This is a genomic window from Luteimonas sp. 3794, from assembly GCF_031456825.1.
Taxonomy (GTDB): Bacteria; Pseudomonadota; Gammaproteobacteria; order Xanthomonadales; family Xanthomonadaceae; genus Luteimonas.
The window spans coordinates 168298-190943 of record NZ_JAVDVJ010000001.1 but is presented as its reverse complement, the minus strand read 5'-3'; the positions used below and the strand labels follow the sequence as shown (position 1 = coordinate 190943).

Here is a 22646-nt window from a genome sequence, read left to right as displayed (position 1 = left end):
GTGTCGCTGACCGAGTACCGACGCAAGCGGAAGTTCGATGCGACCCGCGAGCCGGAACCGGGCAAGCCCGCGCCGCGTGGACGACGCGCGATCTTCGTCGTGCAGCTGCACCACGCCAGCCGGCGGCATTACGATTTCCGCCTGCAGTTCGGGGATGCGCTCAAGAGCTGGGCGGTGCCGAAGGGCCCGAGTTACGACCCGGACGTGAAACGCATGGCGGTCGAGGTCGAGGACCATCCGCTCGATTACGCCGGCTTCGAAGGCGAGATTCCGAAAGGCCAGTACGGCGGCGGTCACGTCGCGCAATTCGATACCGGTGTGTGGGCCGCCGATGGGGACCCCGAAGCCGCTCTGGCCAAGGGTCACCTGCGTTTCGAGCTGTTCGGTCGCAAGCTCAAGGGCCGCTGGCATCTGGTGCGCTCCGGCAAGCCGGCGCGCCAGCCGCAGTGGCTGCTGTTCAAGGACCGCGACGACTACGCCGGCACCCTGGAAGCCGATGACCTGCTCGCCGACGTATCCGCGCCGCCGGCCGAGGACGCCAAGCGCGCCGGCACCGGCAAGGCGCGCAAACGCAAGAAGACCGAAGTCGAACTTCCGACCAAGCCCGCGCGCAACTGGGCAGCTGAAGCGCGCAAGCTGCCCGGCGCGCAACGCGGCCCCGCGCCGACCGGCGCGTTCGTGCCACAGCTTGCGAAGCTCGGCGACACCGCGCCCGACGGCGAGGCCTGGCTGCACGAGCTCAAATGGGATGGCTATCGGCTGCTGGCGACGGTGGCGCGCGGCAAGGTGCAGCTGTGGTCGCGCAATGCACTGGAGTGGACCGGCAAGGTGCCGGAGATCACCGAGGCGGTCTCGCGGCTCGGGCTGAAGTCGGCCGCCCTCGACGGCGAACTGATTGCCGGCCGCGGCAGCCGTGAGGATTTCAACCTGCTGCAGGGCACGCTGTCGGGCGAGCGCCAGGGCGCGCTGGCGCTGGCGCTGTTCGATCTGCTGCACGTGGACGGCGTCGACATCAGCGAGGCGCCGCTGTTCGCGCGCAAGGCGCTGTTGCAGCGCATCCTCGGCGACGCGCCGCCGGCGCATCTGGCTTTCAGCACGCACATCGAAGGCGCTGCGGATACTGCGATCGAGCTCGCATCGGAGTCGGGTTTCGAAGGCATCATTTCCAAGCGCGGCGATCGCGGCTACCGGCCCGGGCGCGGCGACGACTGGCGCAAGACCAAGGAACTGGCCAGCGACGAGTACGCGGTCGTCGGCTACACACCGCCCAAGGGCAGCCGCAGCGGCTTCGGTGCGCTGCTGCTCGCCCGCCCCGATGCCGAGCATGGCTGGCGCTATGCCGGGCGCGTGGGGTCGGGTTTCAGCGATGCACTGCTCGATGAACTCACATCGCACATCGGCCGTGCCGGCCGCAGCGACCCCAGCGTGTACGTGCCGCCCAACGACACCGATCTGCGCGCCGCGAAATGGTTCGCGCCGCGCTTCGTCGTCGAGGTGTTCTCGCGTGGCACCGGAGGACACGGCCTGCTGCGCCAGCCTTCGCTCAAGGCGGTGCGCCCCGACAAGTCGGTGGACGATCTGCACGACAGCGATCGCGATGGAGCGAACGACATGGTCACGCGAAGCAAACCCTCCGCAAGCGCCGCGGCGCCGAAGAAGGCGGCAAAACGGTCTACGCAGGCGGTCTCCAAAGCCGCCGCGAAAACACCTGCGAAGAAGCGTGCGAAGCGCGATCCCGACAGCGAACGCGTATCGCCCACCTTGTCGAGCCCGGACAAGGTGCTGTTCCCCGGCGACGCGCTGACCAAGCGCGATGTCGCCGACTACTACGCCGCCGCGATGCCATGGCTACTGCCCGAAATCGCCGGGCGACCGCTGTCGGTGATCCGCTGCCCGGGCGGCATCGACGGCCCCTGCTTCTTCCAGAAACACCACACCGCCGGCATGTTGCTGGTCGAGACCGTGCGACTGAAGGACGAAGCGGGCGCCAGCGACTATCTGGTCGCCAACGATGCGCCGGCGGTCATGGAGCTGGTGCAGTTCAACGCACTGGAATTCCATCCCTGGGGCGCGCATGCCGAGGCGCCCGACACGGCCGACTGCATCGTGTTCGATCTCGATCCGGGCGAAGGCGTCAGCTGGCAGGAGATCGTCGCCGCCGCGCGCCAGGTGCGTGGTCTGCTGCGGCAACTGGGTTTGGAGTCGTTCGTGCGCACCACCGGCGGCAAGGGCCTGCATGTCGTGGTGCCGTTGAATCCGGGCACCGGCTGGGACGTGGTCAAGCCGTTCGCGCACGCCTTCGCGCAGGGCATGACCGAACTCGATCCGCTCAAGTACGTGGCGACTGCGACCAAGAAATTCCGCAAGCAGAAGATCTTCGTCGACTATCTGCGCAACGGCCGCGGCGCGACCGCGGTCGCGTCGTTCTCGCTGCGCGCGCGCGCCGGCGCACCGGTGTCGATGCCGCTGCGCTGGGAGGATCTGGGCAAGGTGAAGTCCGGCGATGCCTGGACGCTGCGCAACGCGCCGGCCCGGCTCAAGCGGCTCAAGGCGCATCCCTGGGGCGATTTCGCGGCGCTGCGGCAATCGCTCGACGGCATCGTCGACTGAGGCGCGCCCACCCTCCGGTAGCATGGCCAGCCCCTGCAGGTGGCGCGCGTGACCTGTGAACCATCGCTTGCCGACGCACACCCATGCCCATTCCGCACGATCCCTACACGCCCCCGGCGGCCGAAGTCCGCGACACGCCGAGCGAGGCGATGCGTGACGCGCCGTTCTACGTGGTCTCGCCGGTGAAGTTCATCGTGCTCTACATCTGCACGCTCGGCCTCTACCAGCTGTTCTGGTTCTACACCCACTGGGCGCGCTGGCGTATGGGCCGCAACGAAACGATTTGGCCGGCCCCGCGCGCGCTGTTCGCCCTGTTCTATACGCATGCGCTGGCGCGTCGCGTCGAGCGCACTCTCGTCGAGCGCGGCATCGCGCGCCGCTGGTGGCCGATGCCCCTGGCAACGCTCTTCGTGCTCATGGAAGTGCTCAACTACGGCAGCGCGATTGCTTGGCCGTGGCTGGTCTTCCACCTGCCCAATGGATGGCTGTGGCTCGAATGGCTCGGCCTGATGGTGGTGCCTATCAGCTGCGCATGCCTGCTGCGCCTACAGCTGGCGGCGAACGCCGCCTGCGGCGATCCAGACGCACGCAGCAACCGGCGCTTCACGATCTACAACGTCGCCTGGATCCTGCTCGGTGCCAGCGCCACTGTGTGGACTGTTTACGACGGTCTGCGCACCGGCACGCTCTGAGCCACGCTCACTGACATGCCACCAGCCACAACCCATGCGGCATGAGCACGCCTTCGGCCACATCCGGTGCGCCCTGCATCGCCAGGCCTGGTGGTTGCCTTTCCACATTCAGAACCGTTCAAGGCGAACAAACCTGCAGAATCCGGGATTGATCGAGGCCGCGCCTCGATGCTCTGCGATGCGGTGATCGAACACTGCCGCTAGACTTGCAGCAACCACGGAAGCTTCATTGCCATGCACGGAAAGCCAGGCGCTTCAATCATCAACCCATGCGTAAGTGACGCGTCCGATCGGCTCAGTGCCGATTTTGCGGCTGCGGACCCGTTTCCGCATCTGGTCATCGACGACTTCCTCGCACCCGGCTTCGCGGAGCGCCTGCTCGCGGAGTTTCCGGCGTTCGAGCAGGGCAACTTCGTCGGCGACGATGGCCAGCCTGGTGGCAAGTCCACGTCCGACAAGGTGCGTCAGCTGGGTCCAGCCTTTCGCGAGCTTGACGATGCGATCCAGAGCCCGGAATTCCTGCAGACGATGTCGCGCCTGACCGGCATCCACGGGCTGATCTACGACCCCTGGTATCTGGGCGGCGGTACGCACGAGAACCGCAGCGGGATGAGTTTGGACGCACATGTGGATTTCAACTTCCATCCCAGCGAACGTTGGCACCGGCGGTTGAATCTCATCGTGTACCTCAATCCGAAATGGGAGCCGGAGAGGGGTGGTTGTTTCGAACTGTTCCGCGATCCGCATGCCTCTCCGCGACCGGACGTCACCATACCCCCGGCATTCAACCGCTGCGCCCTCTTCGAGACCTCCGAGCGCTCGTGGCACGGCTTCGACATGATCCAGCTGCCGCCGGAACACGCGGGTCTCACCCGCCGCTCGATCGCGCTCTACTTCTATACGAAAGACCGGCCGGCTGAAGAGATTGCCGACCGCCACACCACCTACTACGTCAATCGACAGGTGCCGGAACGCTTTGCCGAAGGCTACGTGCTCGATCCGGTAGATGTTGCTGAGATGCAGGCTCTTGTCGCGCAGCGCGATGCGCATATCCGCATGCTGTACGCGGAGAACACCGCGCTCCGGAAAGCCCAGGACGCTGGGCTTGGTGGTCAGCTGCTCTATCTGGCCAAGCGCGCCTACGTCCGCTTCCGTCGCTGATCGATACGAACGCGATGCTGTGCGCTCGGGCGGCGGACCTGATGCGCGGCGCGATCCGCCCTGTCGTCCGGCGGATCGGGACTAACGGCGCGCAGCCAACCGTAATCCACGCGGTGTGAGCGCGCGCTCGGCGATCTCGAACACGCCCTGCACCGCAAGCGCGAGCAGCGCCGCTGGCACCGCGCCTTCGAGGATCAGGCCGATGTCGTCGAGACGGATGCCGGTCAGGATAGGCTGGCCGTAACCGCCAGCGCCGATCAGCGCGCCGAGCGTCGCAGTGCCGACATTGATCACCGCCGCGGTCTTGATGCCGGCCAGAATCGTGCGCAGCGCCAGCGGCAGTTCGACGCGCAGCAGGCGCGTGCCGGCCGGCAAGCCGATCGCAGCGGCGGTCTCGCGCAACTCGCGCGGAATGCCGGTGAGGCCCGCATGCGTATTGCGCACGATCGGCAACAGGCTGTAGAGGAACAGCGCGGCGATCGCCGGGCCGGCGCCGATGCCGAACAGCGGAATCATGAAGACGAACACCGCCAGCGACGGCAGGGTCTGCAGCACGCCGGTCAGCGCGAGCACGCCCTGGCCGAGCCGCGGCCGGCGCGCGGCGAGGATGCCCAGCGGCAGCGCGACCAGCAGCGCTGCGCCGAGCGAGATGCCGACCAGCGCGAGATGTTCGCGTGTGCGTTGCCAGATGCGTGCGGCGCGGCCGTCGCTGTCGGGCGCTTCCAGCCCCAGCCAGTCGGCGGCCACTGCGGATTCCGCTTCGCGGTCCAGCTTCACGCGTGCGTTGAGCCGCTGCATGGTTGCCGCGTCGATGCGGCCTTCCAGGCCATGCAAGGCGTCGCGCAGCGCCGGCGCACGCTGCGCCAGATCGCTGCGGTAGAGATAGACCGCGGCGTAGGACGGGAAGTACGCGCGGTCGTCGCGCAGCACGACCAGGTCGTGATACGGGATCTCGGCATCGGTGCCATAGAGATCGGTCACGTCGATCGCACCGTTGGCGAGTGCGCGGTAGGCGAGGTCATGGTCGAGACCGTCCGGCGTCTGCGGCAACGCGTAGGCCGTGCGCAGCCCGGGCCAGCCGTCGGCGCGCGACATGAATTCATTGCTCAGGCCGAGCCGCAGCGTCGGATGCGCGCGCAGGTCCGACAGCGTGCGGATACCGAGTTCCGACGCATGCGCCCGCCGCATGCCCAGCGCGTAGCTGTTGTCGAAGCCGAGCGGCGCGGTCATCGCCAGGCCGTCGCGCGCGAGCGCCGCCTGCATCGCCGCGATGTCGGCGCCCGGCATCTGCAGCAGTTCGTCGGCCAGCGTGCCGGTGTACTCGGCGTAGGCGTCGATACTGCCGTCCTGCAGCGCGCGCCATAGGATGCGGGTGCCGCCGAGCTGGCGCTGGTGGCGCACGTCGGCGCCGGCCTCGCGCCCGGCCTGCGTCGCGATCTCGCCGAGCAGCACGCCTTCCGTGAAGTTCTTTGAGCCGACGACGACCGGCGCGGCGACAGCACTGCCGCAGACGAGCATCAGCAGCCACGCGACGGCGCTGCGCACGCCCAGACTCATGCAGCGTCCTCGACGCTGCGCTGGGCGGTCATGAAGGCGCGCACGAACGGCTCGGCCGGCGCATCGAGCAGGGTCCGCGGCGCACCCTGCTGGACGATGCGCCCGTCGCGCAGCAACACGATGGTGTCGGCGAACCACGCGGCCTCGGCGACATCGTGGGTCACCAGCACGACGGTCTTGCCGAGGCGTTCGAACAGCGCGCGCATCTCGGCCTGCAGGTCGAAGCGGACGATCGGGTCCAGCGCGCCCAGCGGTTCGTCGAGCAACAGCACGTCCGGGTCGAGCATCAGCGCGCGGATCAGGCCCACACGCTGGCGCTGGCCACCTGACAGCTCGGCCGGATACCGTCGCAACGCATCGGCCGGCAGACGACAGAGCGCTGCCAGTTCCGCCGCACGCGCTTCGATGCGTGCCGATGACCAGCCCAGCGTGCGCGGCAGCAGACCGACATTGCCAATCGCATCGAGATGCGGAAACAGCCCGCCTTCCTGGATCACGTAGCCGATGCGCCGACGGTGTGCGAGCAGCGCATCGCGGCGGAGCCGCTCGCCTTCGAACCGCACCTCGCCGGCATCCGGCCACTCGAGGCCGATCAGCAACCGCAGCAGCGTCGACTTGCCGGCCCCGCTCGGCCCGATCAACGCCGTCGTCTCGCCCGGCGCGATGCGCAGATCGATGCCGTCGAGACCGACGGTCGCGCCGTAGCGGCGATGTACCTGGTGGAGGTCGAACATTCGGCGACATTAGCGCAGCCGGCGACGGCGACATGTCGCGATCGGACGACTGTCGGCCGCGTTCGACAGGAACTAGGATGCAGACTTCATATTGCAAGGACGCAACAATGCAGGACAGCCGCCCCGACCCCAATCTCTACGCGCCGCCCGCCAGCGAGATCCGCGAAGTGCGGGCAGACGCCCTGCAGGCGCGCATCTTCTACGTCGTGTCCGTTCCGAAGTTCTGCGTGCTTTATGTCGCCACGTTCGGCATCTACGGTCTGTACTGGTTCTACATGCACTGGCAGCGCTACCGCCGCGGCCACGGCCAGCACGAGTCGATCTGGCCAGTGCCGCGCGCATTCTTCTCGATCTTCTTCGCCCACGCCTTGGTCGCGCGTATCGAAGCCGTGCTCGGACCGGGGCGCACCGACGTGCGATGGTCGCCAGGCCTGCTCGCCACGACCTACGTGGTGTTCGAAATCGCCAGCAACATTCTCAGCCGCCTCGACGGCCGGGGGATCGGCTCGCCAACGACGGGCATCCTCGCGATCGCGGCCATTGCGCCGATCACCCTGGCACTGCTGCAGATCCAGGCGGCCGCCAATCACGCCTGTGGCGATCCTGACGGCAGCAGCAACCGTCGTTTCACCTGGGCCAACGTGTGCTGGATCGCGCTGGGTCTTCTCGTCTGGGCATTGGTGGTGATCGGGATCTTCATGCCGGCATGAGGTCTTGAGAACTGCGTGCTACCGTCGCCCTCCCGCACCGGAGCCGCCCATGTCCCGTCCCGTTCTGACCATCGCTTGCGCGTTGTTGCTGGTCGCCTGCAGCGGTCGCGACAGTGATGCTGCGGTACAGGCGCAGACCGCGCCGGGGGCGCCGATGCCGCCCGCGGCCGAGGTCGTCAACGGGACGCCGGCCGGACAACGGATCGAAACCGACGTGCGCGTGCTGGCCGATGATGCGATGGCCGGGCGCGAAACCGGCACGCCGGGCTTCGATCTCGCCGCCGAACACGTCGCGAGCCGCTTCGCCGAGAGCGGACTGCAGCCGGCCGGCGACGACGGTGGCTGGTTCCAGCGCGTGCCGCTGGTGCGCGCGGTCGCGGATCCGGCCGCGGCGACGCTGTCGGTCTCGCGCAACGGGCGCACGATCGCGCTGCGGCCCAGCGACCAGTTCCTGCCGCTGCCGGATTTCAACGCAGCCGAAGCCGAGATCACCGCGCCGGCCGTGTTCGTCGGCCAGGCGATCCACGCGCCGGAACTCGGACACGATGACTTTGCAGGTGTCGAATTGCAGGGGCGCATCGCGATCGTGTTCGGCGGCGCGCCGCGTAGCTTCGAGGCCAATCCGCAGGCCCATTACGCCAGCCTGGGCACCAAGATCGAAGCCGTGGTCGCGCGGGGCGCGGTCGGTCTGGTGCTGGTCAACACCGTCGACGACGAAGCCGGCATGCCGTGGACGCGCAGCGTCGCGCAGGCGGGACGGCCGTCCATGCGCCTGCGCGACGCCGACAACCGACCGATCGATGCGCCCGCGCAGCTACGCGTGAGCGCACGCGTCGCCGCGACCGCGGCCGACCTCGTCTTTGCCGACGGTCCGCAGACGGCCTCGCAGTTGTTCGACGCCGCGCGCGCCGGCACGCTGAAACCGTTCGCGCTGCCGGGCACGCTGACGCTGCGCACGCGGACCCGCATCGACACGCTCGAATCGCGCAACGTGCTCGGCGTGCTGCCGGGTCGCGACGCGGCGCGCGCTAGCGAGTCGATCGTGCATACCGCGCATCTCGATCACATCGGCACTGGTGCGCCGGTGGACGGCGATGCGATCTACAACGGGGCGCTGGACAATGCGCTGGGCGTGGCGATCCTGATCGAGGCCGCGCGCACGATGGCCGAAGGCGATCCCGCACCGGCGCGCAGCACGCTGTTTGCGGCCCTCACCGCCGAGGAACAGGGTCTGCTCGGCGCCGAATGGCTGGCGCGGCATCCGCCGGCCGCGGCCGGCCGGTTCGTCGCCAACCTCAACATCGACATGCCGATCCTGACCGCGCCGACGCGCGATATCGTCGCGATCGGCAGTGAGCATTCGACGCTCGCGGCGGCGATCACGCAGGCAGCGGGCGAAGTCGGCGTCGAGGTGTCGCCGGATCCGTTCCCGGAAGAAGTCGCGTTCGTGCGCAGCGACCAGTACGCCTTCGTGCGCGCCGGCATTCCTGCGCTGTATCTCGATGCCGGCGTCGCGCCCGCCAACGACAACCAAGACCCGAAGATCGCGGCGACCTGGTTCCTGCGCAACTGTTACCACCAGCCCTGCGACCAGGTGGATCTGCCGATCCAGTACGGGGATGCCGCGCGCATGGCGCAGGTGGTGGTCGCGCTGACGCGCATCGTCGGCGACGCCGAGGCGCCGCCGCGCTGGAATGACGGCGACTTCTTCGGCTCCCGTTTCGGCGGTCGTTCCACTCGCTGAGTCTGCGCGGCCCGCGGTTCCTGTCTGGCTGATCTGTGGAGGATCGGCAGCACCGGGAGATCAGCTGTGACGTAAACCCGGATGCTTCAGCCGCCGACAGGCGAGGCGCGGGTATCCTCGGCGCCAGTCCAGAACCGGCGTCTATCGCATGCGTCTCCGCACTCCATTCCGCCATGCGCGTACCGCGCTGCTCGTCGCCGGCCTGCTCGTGCTCGCTGCCTGCGGCCGTGACGACGTGCGTCCGAACCCGCCGGTCGCCGTGCAGCCGACGCCGGCCACGCCGGTCGCACCGCGTCCGCAGCCGGTACGTATCGGGCTCGCCCTCGGCGGCGGTGCTGCCAAGGGCTTCGCCCACATCGGCGTGATCAAGATGCTCGAGGCCAACGGCATCCAGGCCGATGTCGTCGCCGGCACCAGCGCCGGCAGCGTGGTCGGTGCGCTCTATGCCAGCGGCATGGATCCCTTCCAGATGCAGGAGCGCGCGGTCGCGCTCGACGAATCCAGCATCCGCGACGTGCGTTTGTTCTCGGGCGGCCTGGTGCAGGGCGTCGCGCTGCAGAACTACGTCAACCAGGAAGTCGGCAACCGCACGCTGGACCGCATGCGCATTCCGTTCGCGGCCGTCGCCACACGCCTGGAAACCGGCGATCGCATCGTGTTCGTGCGTGGCAATACCGGTCAGGCGGTGCGCGCCTCGAGCAGCGTGCCGGGGGTGTTCGAACCGGTGAAGATCGGCGACCGGCACTACGTCGATGGTGGCGTCGTGAGTCCGGTACCGGTGGATGCGGCCAAGCAGCTCGGCGCGGACCTCGTGATCGCGGTCGACATTTCCAGCAAGGCCAGCGGCACGATGCCCGGCAGCATGCTCGGCATCGTCAACCAGTCGATCGCGATCATGGGCCAGAACCTCGGCCGCCAGGAGCTGGCGCGCGCGGATGTCGTGATCCGGCCCCAGGTCAACGACATCGGCCCGGCGAGTTTCGAGCAGCGCAATGCGGCGATCCTGCAGGGCGAACGCGCCGCGCTCGCGGCGATGCCGCAGATCCGCGCGAAGATCGCTGAACTGGAACGCGCCCGCGTCGCCGCGCGCACGCCGGTCAAGTCGGTGGAACCCGAACCGGTCGACATCGACTGCGGCGACAGCTGGGTGCGGCGCCTCAATCCGTTCGCGAAGGAACGGGCCTGCTGAGGGACTGGTGGTCGGTGACGTTAGGCTTCGCGTTTGCGCACGCGTTCTTTCGCGCGCCGAAGTGCAAGCGATTACGCTTTCAGATCCCCTCTCCCTCTGGGAGAGGGGATGGGGTGAGGGCTGACGCTCGCGGGTTACCTCGCTGCCGCAGTGTTGCCGGCGTTCTGCCGAAGTGTGTCCGGGGACGGATGTCCGAGTTCCGATATGTCAGGATCGAAGTTGGCGTCGCGGTGTGCGCAGCGACCTCCTGATTGCGTTGCAGCAACCAAGCAATATCGGAAGCAGACATTTCCGCGAGGGGCCTACCCTCACCCCACCATTTGCTTCGCAAATGGTCCCCCCCTCTCCCAGCGGGAGAGGGACGTGGGTGTCATCCCCTGCGCGGATGACGCTTTTCAGGGGGGCATCTCGTCGCGGATCCGCATGAACCGTGCGAAGCGCGGCAATCCCGTGGAGGTCAGACCGTTGTATCGGTACGTGACCCAACTGCCGACTGGCGGGGGGTCGGCACGCTGCGCGTCGGTGAAGCCAGTGCCGATGCGGAACTGGCGACCGTCGTGATGCTCGACCACCAGCGCCCCGAGCATGCCGGTGTACTTGCCTTTGCCCGGTACATGCGCGAGCACCCGCGCCTCGGCATCGTCATGCGGCTTGAGTTTGAGCAGGGCGTTGCTGCGGCCGACGCCGTAACGTGCATCGGCGTGGTGCAGCATCAGCCCCTCGCCGCCGGCCGCGACGATCTGGGCCAAGCGCGCATCAAGTGCCGCGCGCGACGCGACGCGCGTCTGTTCGATCATCCGCAGCTGTGGATGCGCGGTCCGCTCGACCAGCGTGCGCATCGCCGCCACGCGCTCGGCGAACGTGCCCGGATGCGCGGGCAGGTCGAACACCATGAAGCGCACCGCCTCCCACGCTGCGGGATCGGGTCGCGTGCTGCGCGCGATGCCGCTGACCACGTCGAAGCGACCGCGCCCGATCCACAGTTCGCCGTCCATCGGCGTGGACGGCCAGCGCTGCACGAAGCCGGGCGGCGTTGCGATGCGATGGCCGCCGCGTGTCCACAGCGCGCGGCCGTCCCAGCGCGCACGCACGCCGTCGAGCTTCTCGCTGACGAAGTACGCCGGCACGTCGATCGGCGTGGTGCCGAGATCGCGGGCGAGCATCAGGGCGGGTGGCGCGGGGGTGGCGGCCTGCAGCGGGACGGAGACCACGCACAGCAGCAGGAGCAATGCGAGGGATGGGCTTGGAAGTGCGTGGCGGAGAGGCATCTGCGGAATCCGGTGGATTCGGTCCGCCAGAGTGCGATGCGGATGCGAGGCGTTGGCATCGCCTCAGGAAGTGAAACGTCGTCGGCGATGCCCCCAGTCCGACGTGGGGTTCTGGGCACGAGACGTTATCGCTGCGTTCGTAGGATGGGGAGAGCGCAGCAAAACCCATCTTCAGTGTTCGACCGATGTGACGCGTCGAAGCGCTTTGTAGCGTGATGGATCTCCTCCGCGAGGGGCCTGCCCTCACCCCACCATCCGCTTCGCAGATGGTCCCCCCCTCTCCCGGTGGGAGAGGGACGTAGGCGTCTTCCGCCGAAGGCGGAAGACGACTTTTAGAAGGGCAACGCCAGTTCGGGATCGATCGCCAGCAGCTGCGCGCGGAAGGTCTGCTGGATGCGCACCAGCGCGTCGCGGCTGTCGGCGTCGAAGCGCAGCACCAGCACCGGCGTGGTGTTCGACGCACGCACCAGGCCCCACCCGTCGGACCAGTCGGCGCGGACGCCATCGATCGTCGACAGGCGCGCACCGTCGAATGCGGACTCGGCCTGTACGCGGGCGATGAAGCTGTGCGGATCGTCGTTGGGCGCGGGCACCTTGATCTCGGGCGTCGAGATGCCGTTGGGCAGCGCCTTGAGGACCGCCGACGGATCGTCGTCGAGGGCGAGGATCTCGAGCAGGCGCGCGGCGGCGTAGATGCCGTCGTCGAAGCCGTACCAGCGCTCGGCGAAGAAGAAGTGGCCGCTCATCTCGCCGGCCAGTTCGGCGCCGGTCTCGCGCATCTTGGCCTTGATCAGCGAATGCCCGGTCTTCCACATCAGCGGGCTGCCGCCATGGCGCAGCACGTGGCCCGGCAGGCGACCGGTGCACTTCACGTCGAAGACGATCATCGCGCCCGGGTTGCGCTCCAGCACGTCGGCTGCGAACAGCATCAGCAGGCGGTCGGCGAAAATGTTCTCGCCATCCTTCGTGACCACGCCCAGGCGATCGCCGTCGCCGTCGAAGGCGATGCCCAGATCCGCGTCGAAGCGCTGCACCGTGCGCACCAGATCTTCGAGATTCTGCGGCTCGCTCGGATCGGGATGGTGGTTGGGGAAGGTGCCGTCGATGTCGCAGTACAGCGGCACGACCTCGGCGCCGATCGCTTCCAGCACGCGCGGGCCGAGTTCGCCGGCGACCCCGTTGCCGGCATCGACGACGATCTTCAGCGGGCGCGCGATCTGGATGTCGTCGGCGATGCGCCGCACGTAGTCGTCGCTGATGTCGCGCTCGGACACCGCGCCCGGCTGCGGCGCGGTGTGCAGGCGGTCATCGGCGACGCGGGTGTGCAGGTCGGTGATCGCATCGCCCGACAGCGTCTCGCCGCCGACGACGATCTTGAAGCCGTTGTAGTCCGGCGGGTTGTGGCTGCCGGTCACCGAAATGCAGCAGCCGGTGCGCAGGTGGTAGGCGCCGAAGTAGATCAGCGGGGTCGGCGCCATGCCGATATCGATGACGTTGCGGCCCGCCTTGCGCAGACCGGCAATCAGGCCGGCGACGAGATCCGGGCCCGACAGGCGGCCATCGCGGCCGACGACGATGTCGGCTAGATCCTGTTCGCGCATCAGTGAACCGACCGCCTGGCCGATCAGTTCGGCGACGCCCGCGTCGAGCGTCGTACCGACCACGCCGCGGATGTCGTACGCGCGGAAGATCGACGGGTCCAGCACCACCGAAGACGGTGTCGCCTTCTTCTTCGATGCCTCGCCGCGCACCGCCGGCGGCGGCGCAATGCCGGTCTCGCCATCGGCGCCTTCCGCCGGCGTCCGCAACGCTTCGGCAAATGTCGGCGTGGTGTCCTCGGCCTTCGCGGCCGAAGCGGCGCCACGCGGCAGGCGCAGCACGACCACCGCGAGCAGCAGGCACAGGCCCGCGCCGGCCAGGAGCGGGATCGCGCCGAGGCCAAACGGGGGCGCATCCACGCTCGGCACCGCAGCGGCGATGCGCAACGGCGTGCCCGGCACCGGCTTGCCCATCCGCGCGGCCACGTTGGACAGGCCTTCGTCACCGCGCGACAGCAGCGTGTGGTTGCCCTGGCGCAGTGCGAGGTAGATGGCGTCATGCAAGGGCGCGGCCTCCAGTCCCGCGGTCGCGCGCGACAGGGGCAGCTGCACCAAGGCGATGCCGGCCAGGTTCTCACCGGCCCGCGCCGGGGCGGCGATCAGCACCCGCGGTGCGCCCTCGATCTGCGCCACCGTCAGCACCGCGCGGTCCTCGACCCGGGCCGCTTCGAGCGCGGCCAGGCGGCCGAAGCCGCCGGTGTCCAGACCGGCGTAGTCGGCCCTGAGGTCGGCGGGCAGGATGTCGGCGGACTCGAGCTGCGGCCAGTCCGCCGCGAGCGCAGCGGCGGCCGCGTCCAGATCGTCCGCGACCAGGGCGCGCTGCACGGGCGCTTCGGCCAGGCGTGTCGTCATGCGCGCAAGCTCGGCGCCCAGCGCCTGCTGCGTCGCCGTGACCGCCGCGTCGCGGCCCTGTTCGGCTGCGGCCGTGCGCTGCTCGCCGCGCAGCTGCTGCCAGCCACTCCAGGCGAACCACAGGGCCAGCACACCCAGCAGCACGGCCAGCAACGGCGCGGCCTGGCGCAGTTGCGCCAGCACCACAGCCGCCTGTCGCGGTTCCTTCTCGCTCATCTGCATTCCCCGTCAGCGCACGCCGGAATGGCCGAACCCCCCGGCCCCGCGCGTGGTCTCGACGAAAGTATCCACCACATTCAAGGTCGCCCGCACGACGGGCAGCATCACCAGCTGCGCAATCCGGTCGCCCGGCTCGATGGTGAAGGCGTCCTTGCCGCGGTGCCAGACGCTGATCATCAGCGGCCCTTGGTAATCCGCGTCGATCAGACCGGTGCCGTTGCCGAGCACGATGCCGTGCTTGTGGCCCAGGCCCGAGCGCGGCAGGACCATCGCGCACAGGCCGGGATCGCCGATATGGATCGACAGCCCCGAGGGCACCAGCGACACGTCGCCCGGCAGCAGGGTCAATGGTTCGTCGAGCGCGGCGCGCAGGTCGAGACCGGCGCTGCCGTCAGTGGCATAGGCCGGCAGCGGCCACTGCTGGCCGAAGCGCGCGTCGAGGATCCGGATGTCGAGGACGTGGTGGGCGGCGGTCGTGCTCATCGGGATTCCTGTGAGAGGCGGGCCGCGACCAGCGCGACCAGACGGTCGGCGATCTCGGCCTTGGAGGCGGGGCCGAGCTGCACATGGCCCGCAGCGTCGTGGACCAGCAGCGTGTTGTCGTCGCCCTCGAAGCCGCTGCCGGCAATGCCCACCCGGTTGGCGGCGATCAGGTCGACGCGCTTGGCGGCGAGCTTGCCGCGTGCATTGGCATCGACATCATCGGTCTCGGCCGCGAATCCCACGACCAGTCGCGGGCGCGGGTTGGCGACGGCGACGTCGGCAAGGATGTCGCGGGTGCGCACCAGACGCAGATCGAGGCCGTCTTCGCCGGGGCGTTTCTTGATCTTGGACGGCGCGATCTGCGCCGGGGTGAAGTCCGCGACCGCGGCGGCGCCGATGTAGATATCTGCCGGCAGCGCATCGAACACCGCTGCATGCATCTGCGCCGCCGAGCGCACGTCGACGCGCTGCACGCCTCCGGGCGTCGGCAGATGCACGGGACCGGCGACCAGCACCACGTCGGCGCCGGCGCGCTGCGCGGCTGCGGCGATCGCGAACCCCATCTTGCCGCTGCTGCGGTTGCCGAGAAACCGCACTGGGTCGAGATCCTCGTAGGTCGGGCCGGCGGTGACGAGCACGCGGCGGCCGGAGAGCGGGTGACTCATGCCGGCAGCGCGGCCACGATCGCCTGCGGCTCGGCGAGGCGACCGGGGCCGGATTCGCCCTCGGCCAGCGGCCCGTCCTCCGGCCCGATCACCTGCACGCCGCGCTCGCGCAACAGCGCCATATTCGCCTGCGTGGCCGGATGCAGCCACATGCGATGGTTCATCGCCGGGCACACGGTCAGCGGCGCCGTCGTCGCCAGGCACAGCGTGGTCACGAGGTTGTCGGCGAAGCCATTCGCGAGCTTGGCCAGGGTGTTAGCCGTCGCGGGTGCCACGACCACGCGGGTCGCCCAGCGCGCGAGTTCGATGTGACCCATCGCAGCTTCCGCGCCCGGGTCCCACAGCGTGGTGCGCACGGCGTTGTGCGAGACCGCCTGGAAGGTCGCTGCGGACACGAAGTGCTGCGCGCTCTCGGTCATCGCCACGCGGACTTCCGCGCCGGCGTCGCGCAACCGGCGGACCAGGTCCGCGGCCTTGTAGGCGGCGATGCCGCCGCAGACGCACAGCAGGATGCGCTGCCCGTGCAGCGGGGTCGATACGGCGCCCATCGTCGGCGAAGTCCTACCGGAAAACCGGCCGACAGCTTACCCGAAGCCATGTGCGCAGCCGCTGCCGCTCTCGCGCTGCGCGCGGTGCAATGGCTGCCTCGCCGGTGCGGGCGCGGCGCGCATCCTTCCCCTGGGACGCGACGCGGCCCACCGGCGTTCTGTCTGGAGCGGGCATGCACATCCACGAATGGCCGGCTGGCGAACGGCCGCGCGAGAAACTGCTGGGCCAGGGCGCGGCCGCGTTGTCGGATGCGGAACTGCTGGCGATCTTCCTCGGCTCGGGCCTGCGTGGGCAGGACGCGGTGTCGACCGCGCGGCAACTGCTCGCCGCGCACGGCCCATTGCGCACGCTGATCGAACGCGGCGCGGCCGGGCTCGCCGCCTTGCCCGGCCTCGGCCCCGCACGCGCCTGCGCGCTGACGGCGGCGCTCGAACTCGGCAACCGTGTGCTCGCGGCCGATCTCGCGCGTGGCGAGGCGATGACCGATCCGGCCGCCGCCGGCCGCTACTTCTCGCAGCGCCTGCGTGGTTTCGCCCACGAGGTGTTCGCGGTGCTGTTTCTCGACACCCGCCATCGCGCGCTGGCGTTCGAGGAACTGTTCCGCGGCACGATCGACGGCGCCGAGGTGCATCCGCGCGAAGTCGTGCGCCGCGCGCTGGCGCTCAACGCCGCCGCGGTGATCGTGGGTCACAACCATCCCAGCGGCAGCCGCGAGCCGAGTGCCGCCGATCGTGCGGTGACCGCGCAGCTCAAGCACGCGCTGTCGCTGGTGGATGTGCGGCTGCTCGATCATTTCGTCGTCGGCGACGGCGCCGCGGTGTCGCTGGCGGCGCGTGGCTGGGTCTGAGCGATGCCTGCAGGGATCGACCGGCACGCGTGGACTTCCGTGCCGGACGCCACGGTGCTCGGCGCGTCCGCATGTGATGCGCGCGGCATCGCACACCGCGCCGAGCTTGGCGACGTCCGATCGCCGCCGCACACTGGCGCGATGCCGACACCACACCTCGAGCCCAGCGCGCCCTGCCCCTGCGGCCGCGCATGTACTTACGCCGACTGCTGCAAGCCACTGCACGACGGCGCGGCCGCGCCCGATGCCGAAGCGCTGATGCGTTCGCGCTACGTCGCCTATGTGCGCCGCGACGCGGACTATCTGCGCGCGAGCTGGCATGCGTCGACGCGTCCGGACGATCTGCGCTTCGACGATCCGCCGCCGGTCTGGCTGGGCCTGGACGTCAAGGCGCACGACGTCATCGACGCCGACCGCGCCGAAGTCGCGTTCGTCGCGAAGTACCGCATCGGCGGCGGCAGCGTGGTGCGCATGCGCGAGCGCAGCCGCTTCGTGCGCGAGGCCGGTCACTGGTTCTACGTGGACGGTGACCTCGGCTGAGCGCCCGGTGAAACCGGGCGAGGCCTGGGGATGCGTCCGCCATGCTGGCTCGTGCACAGTGGTCGCCCCGCACGCGCAGGTCGCCCGCATGTCCCGTCTCCCGATGCATCGTTTTTCGACACCGGCGCGCCTCGCGTTGTCGGGCCTGCTGCTGTGCGCAGGCGGTGCCGCCGCGCAGGCGCCCGCGTCCCCGGCGCCGACCGCCGCACCCGCCTACAACGCCGCCGCGTTCGCGCGCTGCATCGCCGGGATCCGCGGCGACGCGGCCAAGGCGGGAATTCCATCCGCGGCGTTCGACGCGCTCGCCGATGTCACGCCGGACATGACCGTGCTGCCGCTGCTCGACTCGCAGCCCGAATTCACCACACCGTTGTGGGATTACCTCGCCGGTCTCGTCGACGAGGAACGCGTCGCCGATGGGCGCGCGCGTCTGGTGGAGCATCGCGCGCTGCTCGATCGCGTGGCCGCGCAGTACGGCGTCGATGCCGAGACCGTGGTCGCGATCTGGGGTGTGGAGAGCGATTACGGCCGCATCTCCGGCAAACGCCCTTTGCGCGTGTCGCTGGCGACGCTGGCCTGCCACGGCCGTCGCCAGCCGTTCTTCCGCAGCGAGTTCGTCGCCCTGCTCAAGCTGATGCACGACGGCGACCTGCAGAACCGCGACACGACCGGTTCGTGGGCCGGCGCGTTCGGGCATACGCAGTTCATGCCGAGCACGTACGCGCGCATCGCGGTCGATTTCGACGGCGACGGCCGCCGCGATCTGGTCGACAGCATTCCCGACGCGCTGGCGTCGACGGCCAACTACCTCAAGCGTTCACGCGGCGGCTGGAAGACGGGCCAGCCCTGGGGCTACGAGATCAGGCTGCCGGCGGGATTCAACGCCGCGCAGGCCGGCCGCACCAACCGCCGGACTGTCGCCGACTGGACCGCGCGCGGCATCACACGCGTCGACGGCGGCACGTTGCCGGCCGGCAACACGCAGGCCGCGATCCTCGTGCCGACCGGCGTCAAGGGTCCGGCTTTCATCGTCTTCAGCAACTACGACGCGATCTTTTCCTACAACGCCGCCGAGAGCTACGCGCTGGCGATCGCGACGCTCGCCGACCGCCTGCGCGGTGGCCGCGGCCTGCAGACGCAGTGGCCGACCGACGACCCGGGCCTGTCGCGCGCGCAGCGCCGCGAACTGCAGACGCTGCTGCTCGCGCGCGGCCATGCGATCGGCGAGGTCGACGGCATGATCGGCACCGCAACGCGGCGTGCGATCCAGGCCGAACAGCGACGCATCGGTTTGACGCCCGACGACGGCCGCGCCGGCGTGCGCATTCTCGATGCCTTGAAGGCGAACCGCTGACGGACATCGCGAACGCGGGCGGCGCCAGCCCGATGCCCGCGACGGACGGGAATGGAGGGTGTGGACGCGGCCGGCCCGAGCGAAACGCGCAAGGCGCCATCTCGACCGCATGCGGGCCTGCGGTTGGCGCGACGCCGCCCGCAGAGCGCAAACCGTGACCGGCTCCGTGTTTTCGCCGCCAAACCTCGGGTTCCCACCAGATGGCGCGATGGACGTGCGGGCATAGAGTCGGGGTGACTCGAACCGATCGACGGAGCACCCCATGAGCGATGGAAGCGACGGCGCAGGCGGCGTCGGCAATGGCGGCGGCAACAGCGCAGGTGCCGCATCCTCGGCCAGTGATGCGCTTGGTGCAGCGGCGGACGCCCTCGGCGGCGCCGTCGATACTGCGGTCGATGCGCTGGGCGCAGCGATCAGCAACGCGCTCGGCACCGCGACCGATGCGCTCGGACTCGACAACGCGCTCGAAGGCCTGGCCAATGCGCTGGGCATCGATGCCCGGGATCTGCAGGGCATCGTCGGCGCGGCGGTCGTGGGCATGCTCACCGGCGGCCTGCCGGGCGCGGTCATGGGCGTGGTCAACGGTCTCGTGGGCGGCAGCGTGACCGAGGCGGCGCGTGGCGCCATCGCCGACAACTTGCCGGCGGGCATGCAGCCACTGGCCAACCTGGCGCTCGATCAGTTCGCCGGTCGCATTCCGGGCGCGAGCGTGTCGGTGCAGGACGCGCTCGCCGGTCTCGCCAGCGGCGCACTGACCAACGGCCGTGCGCCGGACATCGGCGATATCGGTGCGATCGCGCGTTCGCTGACCGATGTGCAGTCGGCGGCGCGCGGGTTCTTCGACGGCGTCGCCAGTGGCGATTTCCGCAGTGCCGCCGATGCGGCGTCGACGATCGATCGCGCGCTCGGTGGTCAGCTGGAGCAGGCCCGCGACATCGCCAGTGGCGTTGCGAACACGCTGTCCAACGGCGGCGCGGCCTATGCCGCGGGCGGCCACGGCGATTTCGGCAATGCCGTCGAGCAGCTCGCAGTGGAGATCACCCGTCTGGTGGCCAGCCGCCGCTGAGTGCCGTTTGCGAGGCGTTGCGCGATCTGCGATCGTCGAACCTCCATCGCAATCGAGACACCCCATGCGCATTCCGGTCATCGCTGGCGCGGTCCTGCTGCTCGCAGGCTGCGGCTCCTACGAGTACCGCGACACCCACGCCGCAGTCGACGCCAACCCCCTGTGCGCGAGTCGACCCGACCAGCCGGGCGAGCCGGTGTCGCGCGACTGCGAGCGCGAGTCCGGCGGACGCTGGAGCAGCGAACGCGAAGGCCAGCCGGTGGACTTCAAGCGGACTCGCGACGATCGCTGATCGAGATCGTTGGCCGGGGCAGGTGCCCGCAACGCAGAACGCCCGGCTTCGCGCCGGGCGTTCTGGTGTCTGCATTTGAGGGAATGGATCAGCCGCAGCGGAAGCCGGTGATCTTGCCGCTCGCATCGAGATCGATGTTCAGCCGATCGGGGCGGAAATCCATCGTCGCCATGTCGGTCGGGCCCAGCGCACGGTGCGACTTGGCGCCGGAGTCCTGCACGGCCTTGGCGTAGATCGTCTCGCTGCCCTGGGTGCCGATCAGGCTCTGCACCGCTTCGGTATCGCAGGGCGTCTCGCCCGGTGCGTCGACCGGCGGCGCCACGGCTTCGGGCGTGTCGCCGATCTCGGTCCGGGCGGTTTCGGTTTCGATCGCGCTGCCGGCTCCGGTGTCGGCATCGGCCGCGGTCGCGGCGGGCTGCTCTTCTTCGAAGCCTTCTTCAGGCGCCGGCGTGCAGGCCGCCAGGGCCAGCAACGGGACGAGGGCGGCCGCCAGCAGGCAGGGCGGCGCAGTGCGGTAGCGGCGGATCATCGAATGCTCCTGGATGGGGGGACCGGTCGCCACTGTAGCCAATCGGCAGCGGCCCGGGCCACATGCGGCATCATGGCCGGCACCTCGTTCACGGATTCGCCGATGTCCCGACCGCGCCGTCTGACCGCCCTCGCCTGCACGCTGCTGTTCGCTGCCTGCACACCGTCGACGCCTGCCGCGCCCGACGCCGCCACGTCCGCCACCGCGCCTGCGGTCGCCGCCATTCCCGGCGGTGGCATCCAGGCCGACAACCTCGCCCGGCATCTGTCGATGCTGGCCTCGGATGCATTCGAGGGCCGTGCGCCGACCACCGAGGGCGAGCGCAAGACGGTCGACTACATCAGTGCCCAGTTCGCGGAAGCCGGCCTCGAACCCGGCGGCGACAACGGCGGCTGGACCCAGGCGGTCACGCTGGAACGCAGTGTCATCGAGGGCCCGGTGACCGCGCAGTTGCGCGTCGGCGGCGCCACGCGCGCGCTGGCCAACGGCGACGATATCGCGGTGGAAACCCTGCGTCCGGGTACGGGCGTCGATCTGTCGGGCACGCCGCTGGTGTTCGCCGGTTACGGCATCACCGCGCCGGAGCTCGACTGGGACGATTACGCCGGGCTCGATGTCGCCGGCAAGGTCGTCGTCGTGCTGATCAACGACCCGGATTTCGAGGCCGCCGAGCCCGGCCGCTTCGGCGGACGCGCGCTGACCTGGTACGGCCGCTGGACCTACAAGTACGAGGAAGCCGCGAAGCGCGGCGCCGCCGGTGTGCTGATCGTGCACGAGACCGAACCGGCCTCGTATCCCTGGGCGACGGTGCGCAACGGCCGTGCCGGACCGCAGTACGACATCGTCCGCGCGGACGCCGACACGCACCACCTGCCGATGCGCGGCTGGATCCAGCGCGGCGTCGCCGAGCAGCTGTTCCAGGACGCCGGACTCGATTTCGATGCCGAGAAACGTCGCGCGCAGCAGGCCGGCTTTCGCGGCGGCGCACTCGGCGATGCGACGCTCGATCTCGCGTTCAAGGTCAAGCGCGACCGCGTGACCAGCCACAACGTGGTCGGCGTGCTGCCCGGTGCGTCGCGTCCCGACGAGACGGTGATCCTGTCCGGCCACTGGGACAGCTTCGGCGTCGGCGAGCCCGACGACAACGGCGACGCGATCATCAACGGCGCGGTCGACAACGCCACCGCCATCGCCTCGATGATCGAACTCGCGCGCGTCTTCGCTGCCGGCCCGCGGCCCGCGCGCACGCTGCAGTTCATCGCACTGACGGCAGAGGAGAACGGCCTGCTCGGCGCGACCTACTACGCGGCCAATCCGCTGCGTCCGCTGGAGACGACGGCCGCGGTGCTCAACATGGAAATGTGGAGTCCGGACGGCGAAACGCACGACATCTCGTCCTGGGGCAAGGGCCGCGTGTCGCTGGAACGCGATCTCGCCACGGCCGCCGCGGTCGAGGGCCGCGGCTGGTCGCCGGATCCGAATCTCGAAGCCGGCCTGTTCTACCGCGCCGACCATTTCGCCTTTGCCCAGGCCGGCGTGCCGGCGATCACGATCGGCCCCGGCATGGACCAGCTCGACGGCGGCATCGCCGGCGGCAAGGCCGCACGCGCCGACTACTTCGCCCACCGTTATCACCAGCCCGGCGACGCCTTCGACGACAGCTGGGACATGGCCGGCCCCACCGCCGACACCCGCACCGTCTATCGCCTCGCCGAAGCGCTGGCCAATGGCGAGGGCTGGCCGGCGTGGGACGCGGACAGCGAGTTCAGCGCGCGACGGGTGACGAGTGATGCGGCGCGGGCAGCGCCTGTGCGTTGAGGCGCGGCTCCGGCCTGCCACCGTACTGCAAAGCGCGTTGCTGACAGCCGTAGGCTCCATACCTCTCCCTCCGGGAGAGAGCCTGCCCCGGACTTGATCCGGGGTCGACGCGCGGAGCGCGTCGGGTGAGGGTCGGGTCTTTACCCGGCACGCGGGGAAAGCACCCTCA

At 69.6% G+C, this 22646-nt stretch carries 18 protein-coding genes and 1 pseudogene; 12 read left to right on the top strand and 7 right to left on the bottom strand.

The genetic code is table 11. The features are described 5' to 3' along the window. From ligD to J2X52_RS00855, 3 genes are all read left to right on the top strand, one after another. The gene (ligD, locus tag J2X52_RS00865; protein ID WP_310147482.1) at positions 1–2610 is read left to right on the top strand and encodes a DNA ligase D; all 2610 of its coding nucleotides are present in this window, start codon (positions 1–3) and stop codon (positions 2608–2610) included. An 83-nt stretch (positions 2611–2693) separates the two neighbouring features. Beyond that, the gene (locus J2X52_RS00860; RefSeq protein ID WP_310147480.1) at positions 2694–3302 is read left to right on the top strand and encodes a hypothetical protein; all 609 of its coding nucleotides are present in this window, start codon (positions 2694–2696) and stop codon (positions 3300–3302) included. Positions 3303–3536: 234 nt separating this feature from the next. After that, positions 3537–4463, top strand: a complete 927-nt coding sequence (locus tag J2X52_RS00855; protein WP_310147478.1) for a 2OG-Fe(II) oxygenase — start codon at positions 3537–3539, stop codon at positions 4461–4463. Positions 4464–4544: 81 nt separating this feature from the next. Here the strand turns inward: J2X52_RS00855 and J2X52_RS00850 are convergent, their stop codons facing one another. Together J2X52_RS00850 and J2X52_RS00845 are read right to left on the bottom strand one after the other, a co-directional pair. Continuing rightward, positions 4545–6020, bottom strand: a complete 1476-nt coding sequence (locus tag J2X52_RS00850; RefSeq protein WP_310147476.1) for a glycine betaine ABC transporter substrate-binding protein — start codon at positions 6018–6020, stop codon at positions 4545–4547. After that, entirely contained in the window at positions 6017–6754 is a 738-nt protein-coding gene (locus tag J2X52_RS00845) for an ATP-binding cassette domain-containing protein (RefSeq protein ID WP_310147474.1), read from the bottom strand. Before J2X52_RS00845 ends, J2X52_RS00850 begins: the two co-directional genes overlap by 4 nt. Positions 6755–6861: 107 nt before the next feature. On the opposite strand from J2X52_RS00845, the gene J2X52_RS00840 reads away from it, so the two are divergent. The 3 genes from J2X52_RS00840 to J2X52_RS00830 all read left to right on the top strand — a co-directional run bounded on the left by J2X52_RS00840 (position 6862) and on the right by J2X52_RS00830 (position 10397). Beyond that, the gene (locus J2X52_RS00840) at positions 6862–7464 is read left to right on the top strand and encodes a hypothetical protein (protein ID WP_310147472.1); all 603 of its coding nucleotides are present in this window, start codon (positions 6862–6864) and stop codon (positions 7462–7464) included. A gap of 49 nt (positions 7465–7513) precedes the next feature. Next, positions 7514–9208, top strand: a complete 1695-nt coding sequence (locus tag J2X52_RS00835; protein ID WP_310147471.1) for a M28 family peptidase — start codon at positions 7514–7516, stop codon at positions 9206–9208. A 148-nt stretch (positions 9209–9356) separates the two neighbouring features. Then, positions 9357–10397 carry a patatin-like phospholipase family protein gene (locus tag J2X52_RS00830; RefSeq protein WP_310147469.1) on the top strand — a complete coding sequence of 347 codons (1041 nt, stop codon included), beginning with the start codon at positions 9357–9359 and terminating at the stop codon, positions 10395–10397. 395 nt (positions 10398–10792) lie between these two features. Here the strand turns inward: J2X52_RS00830 and J2X52_RS00825 are convergent, their stop codons facing one another. The 4 genes and pseudogenes from J2X52_RS00825 to coaBC form a co-directional block, all read right to left on the bottom strand. Then, a complete protein-coding gene (locus J2X52_RS00825) occupies positions 10793–11665 on the bottom strand; it encodes a DNA ligase (protein ID WP_310147467.1) in 873 nt (290 codons plus the stop codon). A gap of 332 nt (positions 11666–11997) precedes the next feature. Further along, positions 11998–14331 carry a phosphomannomutase/phosphoglucomutase gene (locus tag J2X52_RS00820; protein WP_310147465.1) on the bottom strand — a complete coding sequence of 778 codons (2334 nt, stop codon included), beginning with the start codon at positions 14329–14331 and terminating at the stop codon, positions 11998–12000. Between the two features lie 12 nt (positions 14332–14343). Continuing rightward, on the bottom strand, positions 14344–14817 hold the full coding sequence (gene dut / locus J2X52_RS00815) for a dUTP diphosphatase (protein ID WP_310147463.1): 474 nt from the start codon (positions 14815–14817) through the stop codon (positions 14344–14346). Then, a pseudogene (coaBC, locus tag J2X52_RS00810) lies at positions 14814–16030 on the bottom strand (bifunctional phosphopantothenoylcysteine decarboxylase/phosphopantothenate--cysteine ligase CoaBC). The gene dut and the pseudogene coaBC overlap by 4 nt, the downstream one beginning before the upstream one ends. A gap of 173 nt (positions 16031–16203) precedes the next feature. Between coaBC and radC the strand changes: the two are divergent. The 5 genes from radC to J2X52_RS00785 all read left to right on the top strand — a co-directional run bounded on the left by radC (position 16204) and on the right by J2X52_RS00785 (position 20130). Then, entirely contained in the window at positions 16204–16878 is a 675-nt protein-coding gene (radC, locus tag J2X52_RS00805) for a DNA repair protein RadC (RefSeq protein WP_310147462.1), read from the top strand. A 141-nt stretch (positions 16879–17019) separates the two neighbouring features. Beyond that, positions 17020–17418, top strand: a complete 399-nt coding sequence (locus tag J2X52_RS00800) for a YchJ family metal-binding protein (RefSeq protein ID WP_310147460.1) — start codon at positions 17020–17022, stop codon at positions 17416–17418. A gap of 103 nt (positions 17419–17521) precedes the next feature. Further along, a complete protein-coding gene (locus J2X52_RS00795) occupies positions 17522–18772 on the top strand; it encodes a lytic murein transglycosylase (protein WP_310148766.1) in 1251 nt (416 codons plus the stop codon). A 262-nt stretch (positions 18773–19034) separates the two neighbouring features. Further along, positions 19035–19838, top strand: coding sequence for a hypothetical protein (locus J2X52_RS00790; RefSeq protein WP_310147458.1), 804 nt, complete (start codon positions 19035–19037; stop codon positions 19836–19838). Positions 19839–19902: 64 nt separating this feature from the next. After that, the gene (locus J2X52_RS00785) at positions 19903–20130 is read left to right on the top strand and encodes a hypothetical protein (RefSeq protein WP_310147456.1); all 228 of its coding nucleotides are present in this window, start codon (positions 19903–19905) and stop codon (positions 20128–20130) included. Between the two features lie 88 nt (positions 20131–20218). Here J2X52_RS00785 and J2X52_RS00780 read toward each other — a convergent pair whose 3' ends face one another. Next, complete coding sequence (locus J2X52_RS00780) at positions 20219–20659, bottom strand: I78 family peptidase inhibitor (RefSeq protein WP_310147454.1); 441 nt, start codon at positions 20657–20659, stop codon at positions 20219–20221. Between the two features lie 102 nt (positions 20660–20761). Between J2X52_RS00780 and J2X52_RS00775 the strand changes: the two genes are divergently transcribed. Further along, the gene (locus J2X52_RS00775) at positions 20762–22477 is read left to right on the top strand and encodes a M28 family metallopeptidase (RefSeq protein ID WP_310147452.1); all 1716 of its coding nucleotides are present in this window, start codon (positions 20762–20764) and stop codon (positions 22475–22477) included. Positions 22478–22646 lie beyond the last annotated feature (169 nt).

Excerpts from the sequence above, each read along its gene's own strand:
- J2X52_RS00860 (WP_310147480.1), top strand. The coding sequence starts at position 2,694 with ATGCCCATTCCGCACGATCCCTACACGCCCCCGGCGGCCGAAGTCCGC.
- J2X52_RS00840 (WP_310147472.1), top strand. The coding sequence starts at position 6,862 with ATGCAGGACAGCCGCCCCGACCCCAATCTCTACGCGCCGCCCGCCAGC.
- J2X52_RS00785 (WP_310147456.1), top strand. The coding sequence starts at position 19,903 with ATGCGCATTCCGGTCATCGCTGGCGCGGTCCTGCTGCTCGCAGGCTGC.
- J2X52_RS00795 (WP_310148766.1), top strand. The coding sequence starts at position 17,522 with ATGCATCGTTTTTCGACACCGGCGCGCCTCGCGTTGTCGGGCCTGCTG.
- J2X52_RS00850 (WP_310147476.1), bottom strand. The coding sequence starts at position 6,020 with ATGAGTCTGGGCGTGCGCAGCGCCGTCGCGTGGCTGCTGATGCTCGTC.
- J2X52_RS00845 (WP_310147474.1), bottom strand. The coding sequence starts at position 6,754 with ATGTTCGACCTCCACCAGGTACATCGCCGCTACGGCGCGACCGTCGGT.
- J2X52_RS00835 (WP_310147471.1), top strand. The coding sequence starts at position 7,514 with ATGTCCCGTCCCGTTCTGACCATCGCTTGCGCGTTGTTGCTGGTCGCC.
- J2X52_RS00790 (WP_310147458.1), top strand. The coding sequence starts at position 19,035 with ATGAGCGATGGAAGCGACGGCGCAGGCGGCGTCGGCAATGGCGGCGGC.
- dut (WP_310147463.1), bottom strand. The coding sequence starts at position 14,817 with ATGAGCACGACCGCCGCCCACCACGTCCTCGACATCCGGATCCTCGAC.
- J2X52_RS00800 (WP_310147460.1), top strand. The coding sequence starts at position 17,020 with ATGCCGACACCACACCTCGAGCCCAGCGCGCCCTGCCCCTGCGGCCGC.
- radC (WP_310147462.1), top strand. The coding sequence starts at position 16,204 with ATGCACATCCACGAATGGCCGGCTGGCGAACGGCCGCGCGAGAAACTG.
- J2X52_RS00775 (WP_310147452.1), top strand. The coding sequence starts at position 20,762 with ATGTCCCGACCGCGCCGTCTGACCGCCCTCGCCTGCACGCTGCTGTTC.
- J2X52_RS00830 (WP_310147469.1), top strand. The coding sequence starts at position 9,357 with ATGCGTCTCCGCACTCCATTCCGCCATGCGCGTACCGCGCTGCTCGTC.
- J2X52_RS00855 (WP_310147478.1), top strand. The coding sequence starts at position 3,537 with ATGCACGGAAAGCCAGGCGCTTCAATCATCAACCCATGCGTAAGTGAC.
- J2X52_RS00825 (WP_310147467.1), bottom strand. The coding sequence starts at position 11,665 with ATGCCTCTCCGCCACGCACTTCCAAGCCCATCCCTCGCATTGCTCCTG.
- J2X52_RS00820 (WP_310147465.1), bottom strand. The coding sequence starts at position 14,331 with ATGAGCGAGAAGGAACCGCGACAGGCGGCTGTGGTGCTGGCGCAACTG.
- J2X52_RS00780 (WP_310147454.1), bottom strand. The coding sequence starts at position 20,659 with ATGATCCGCCGCTACCGCACTGCGCCGCCCTGCCTGCTGGCGGCCGCC.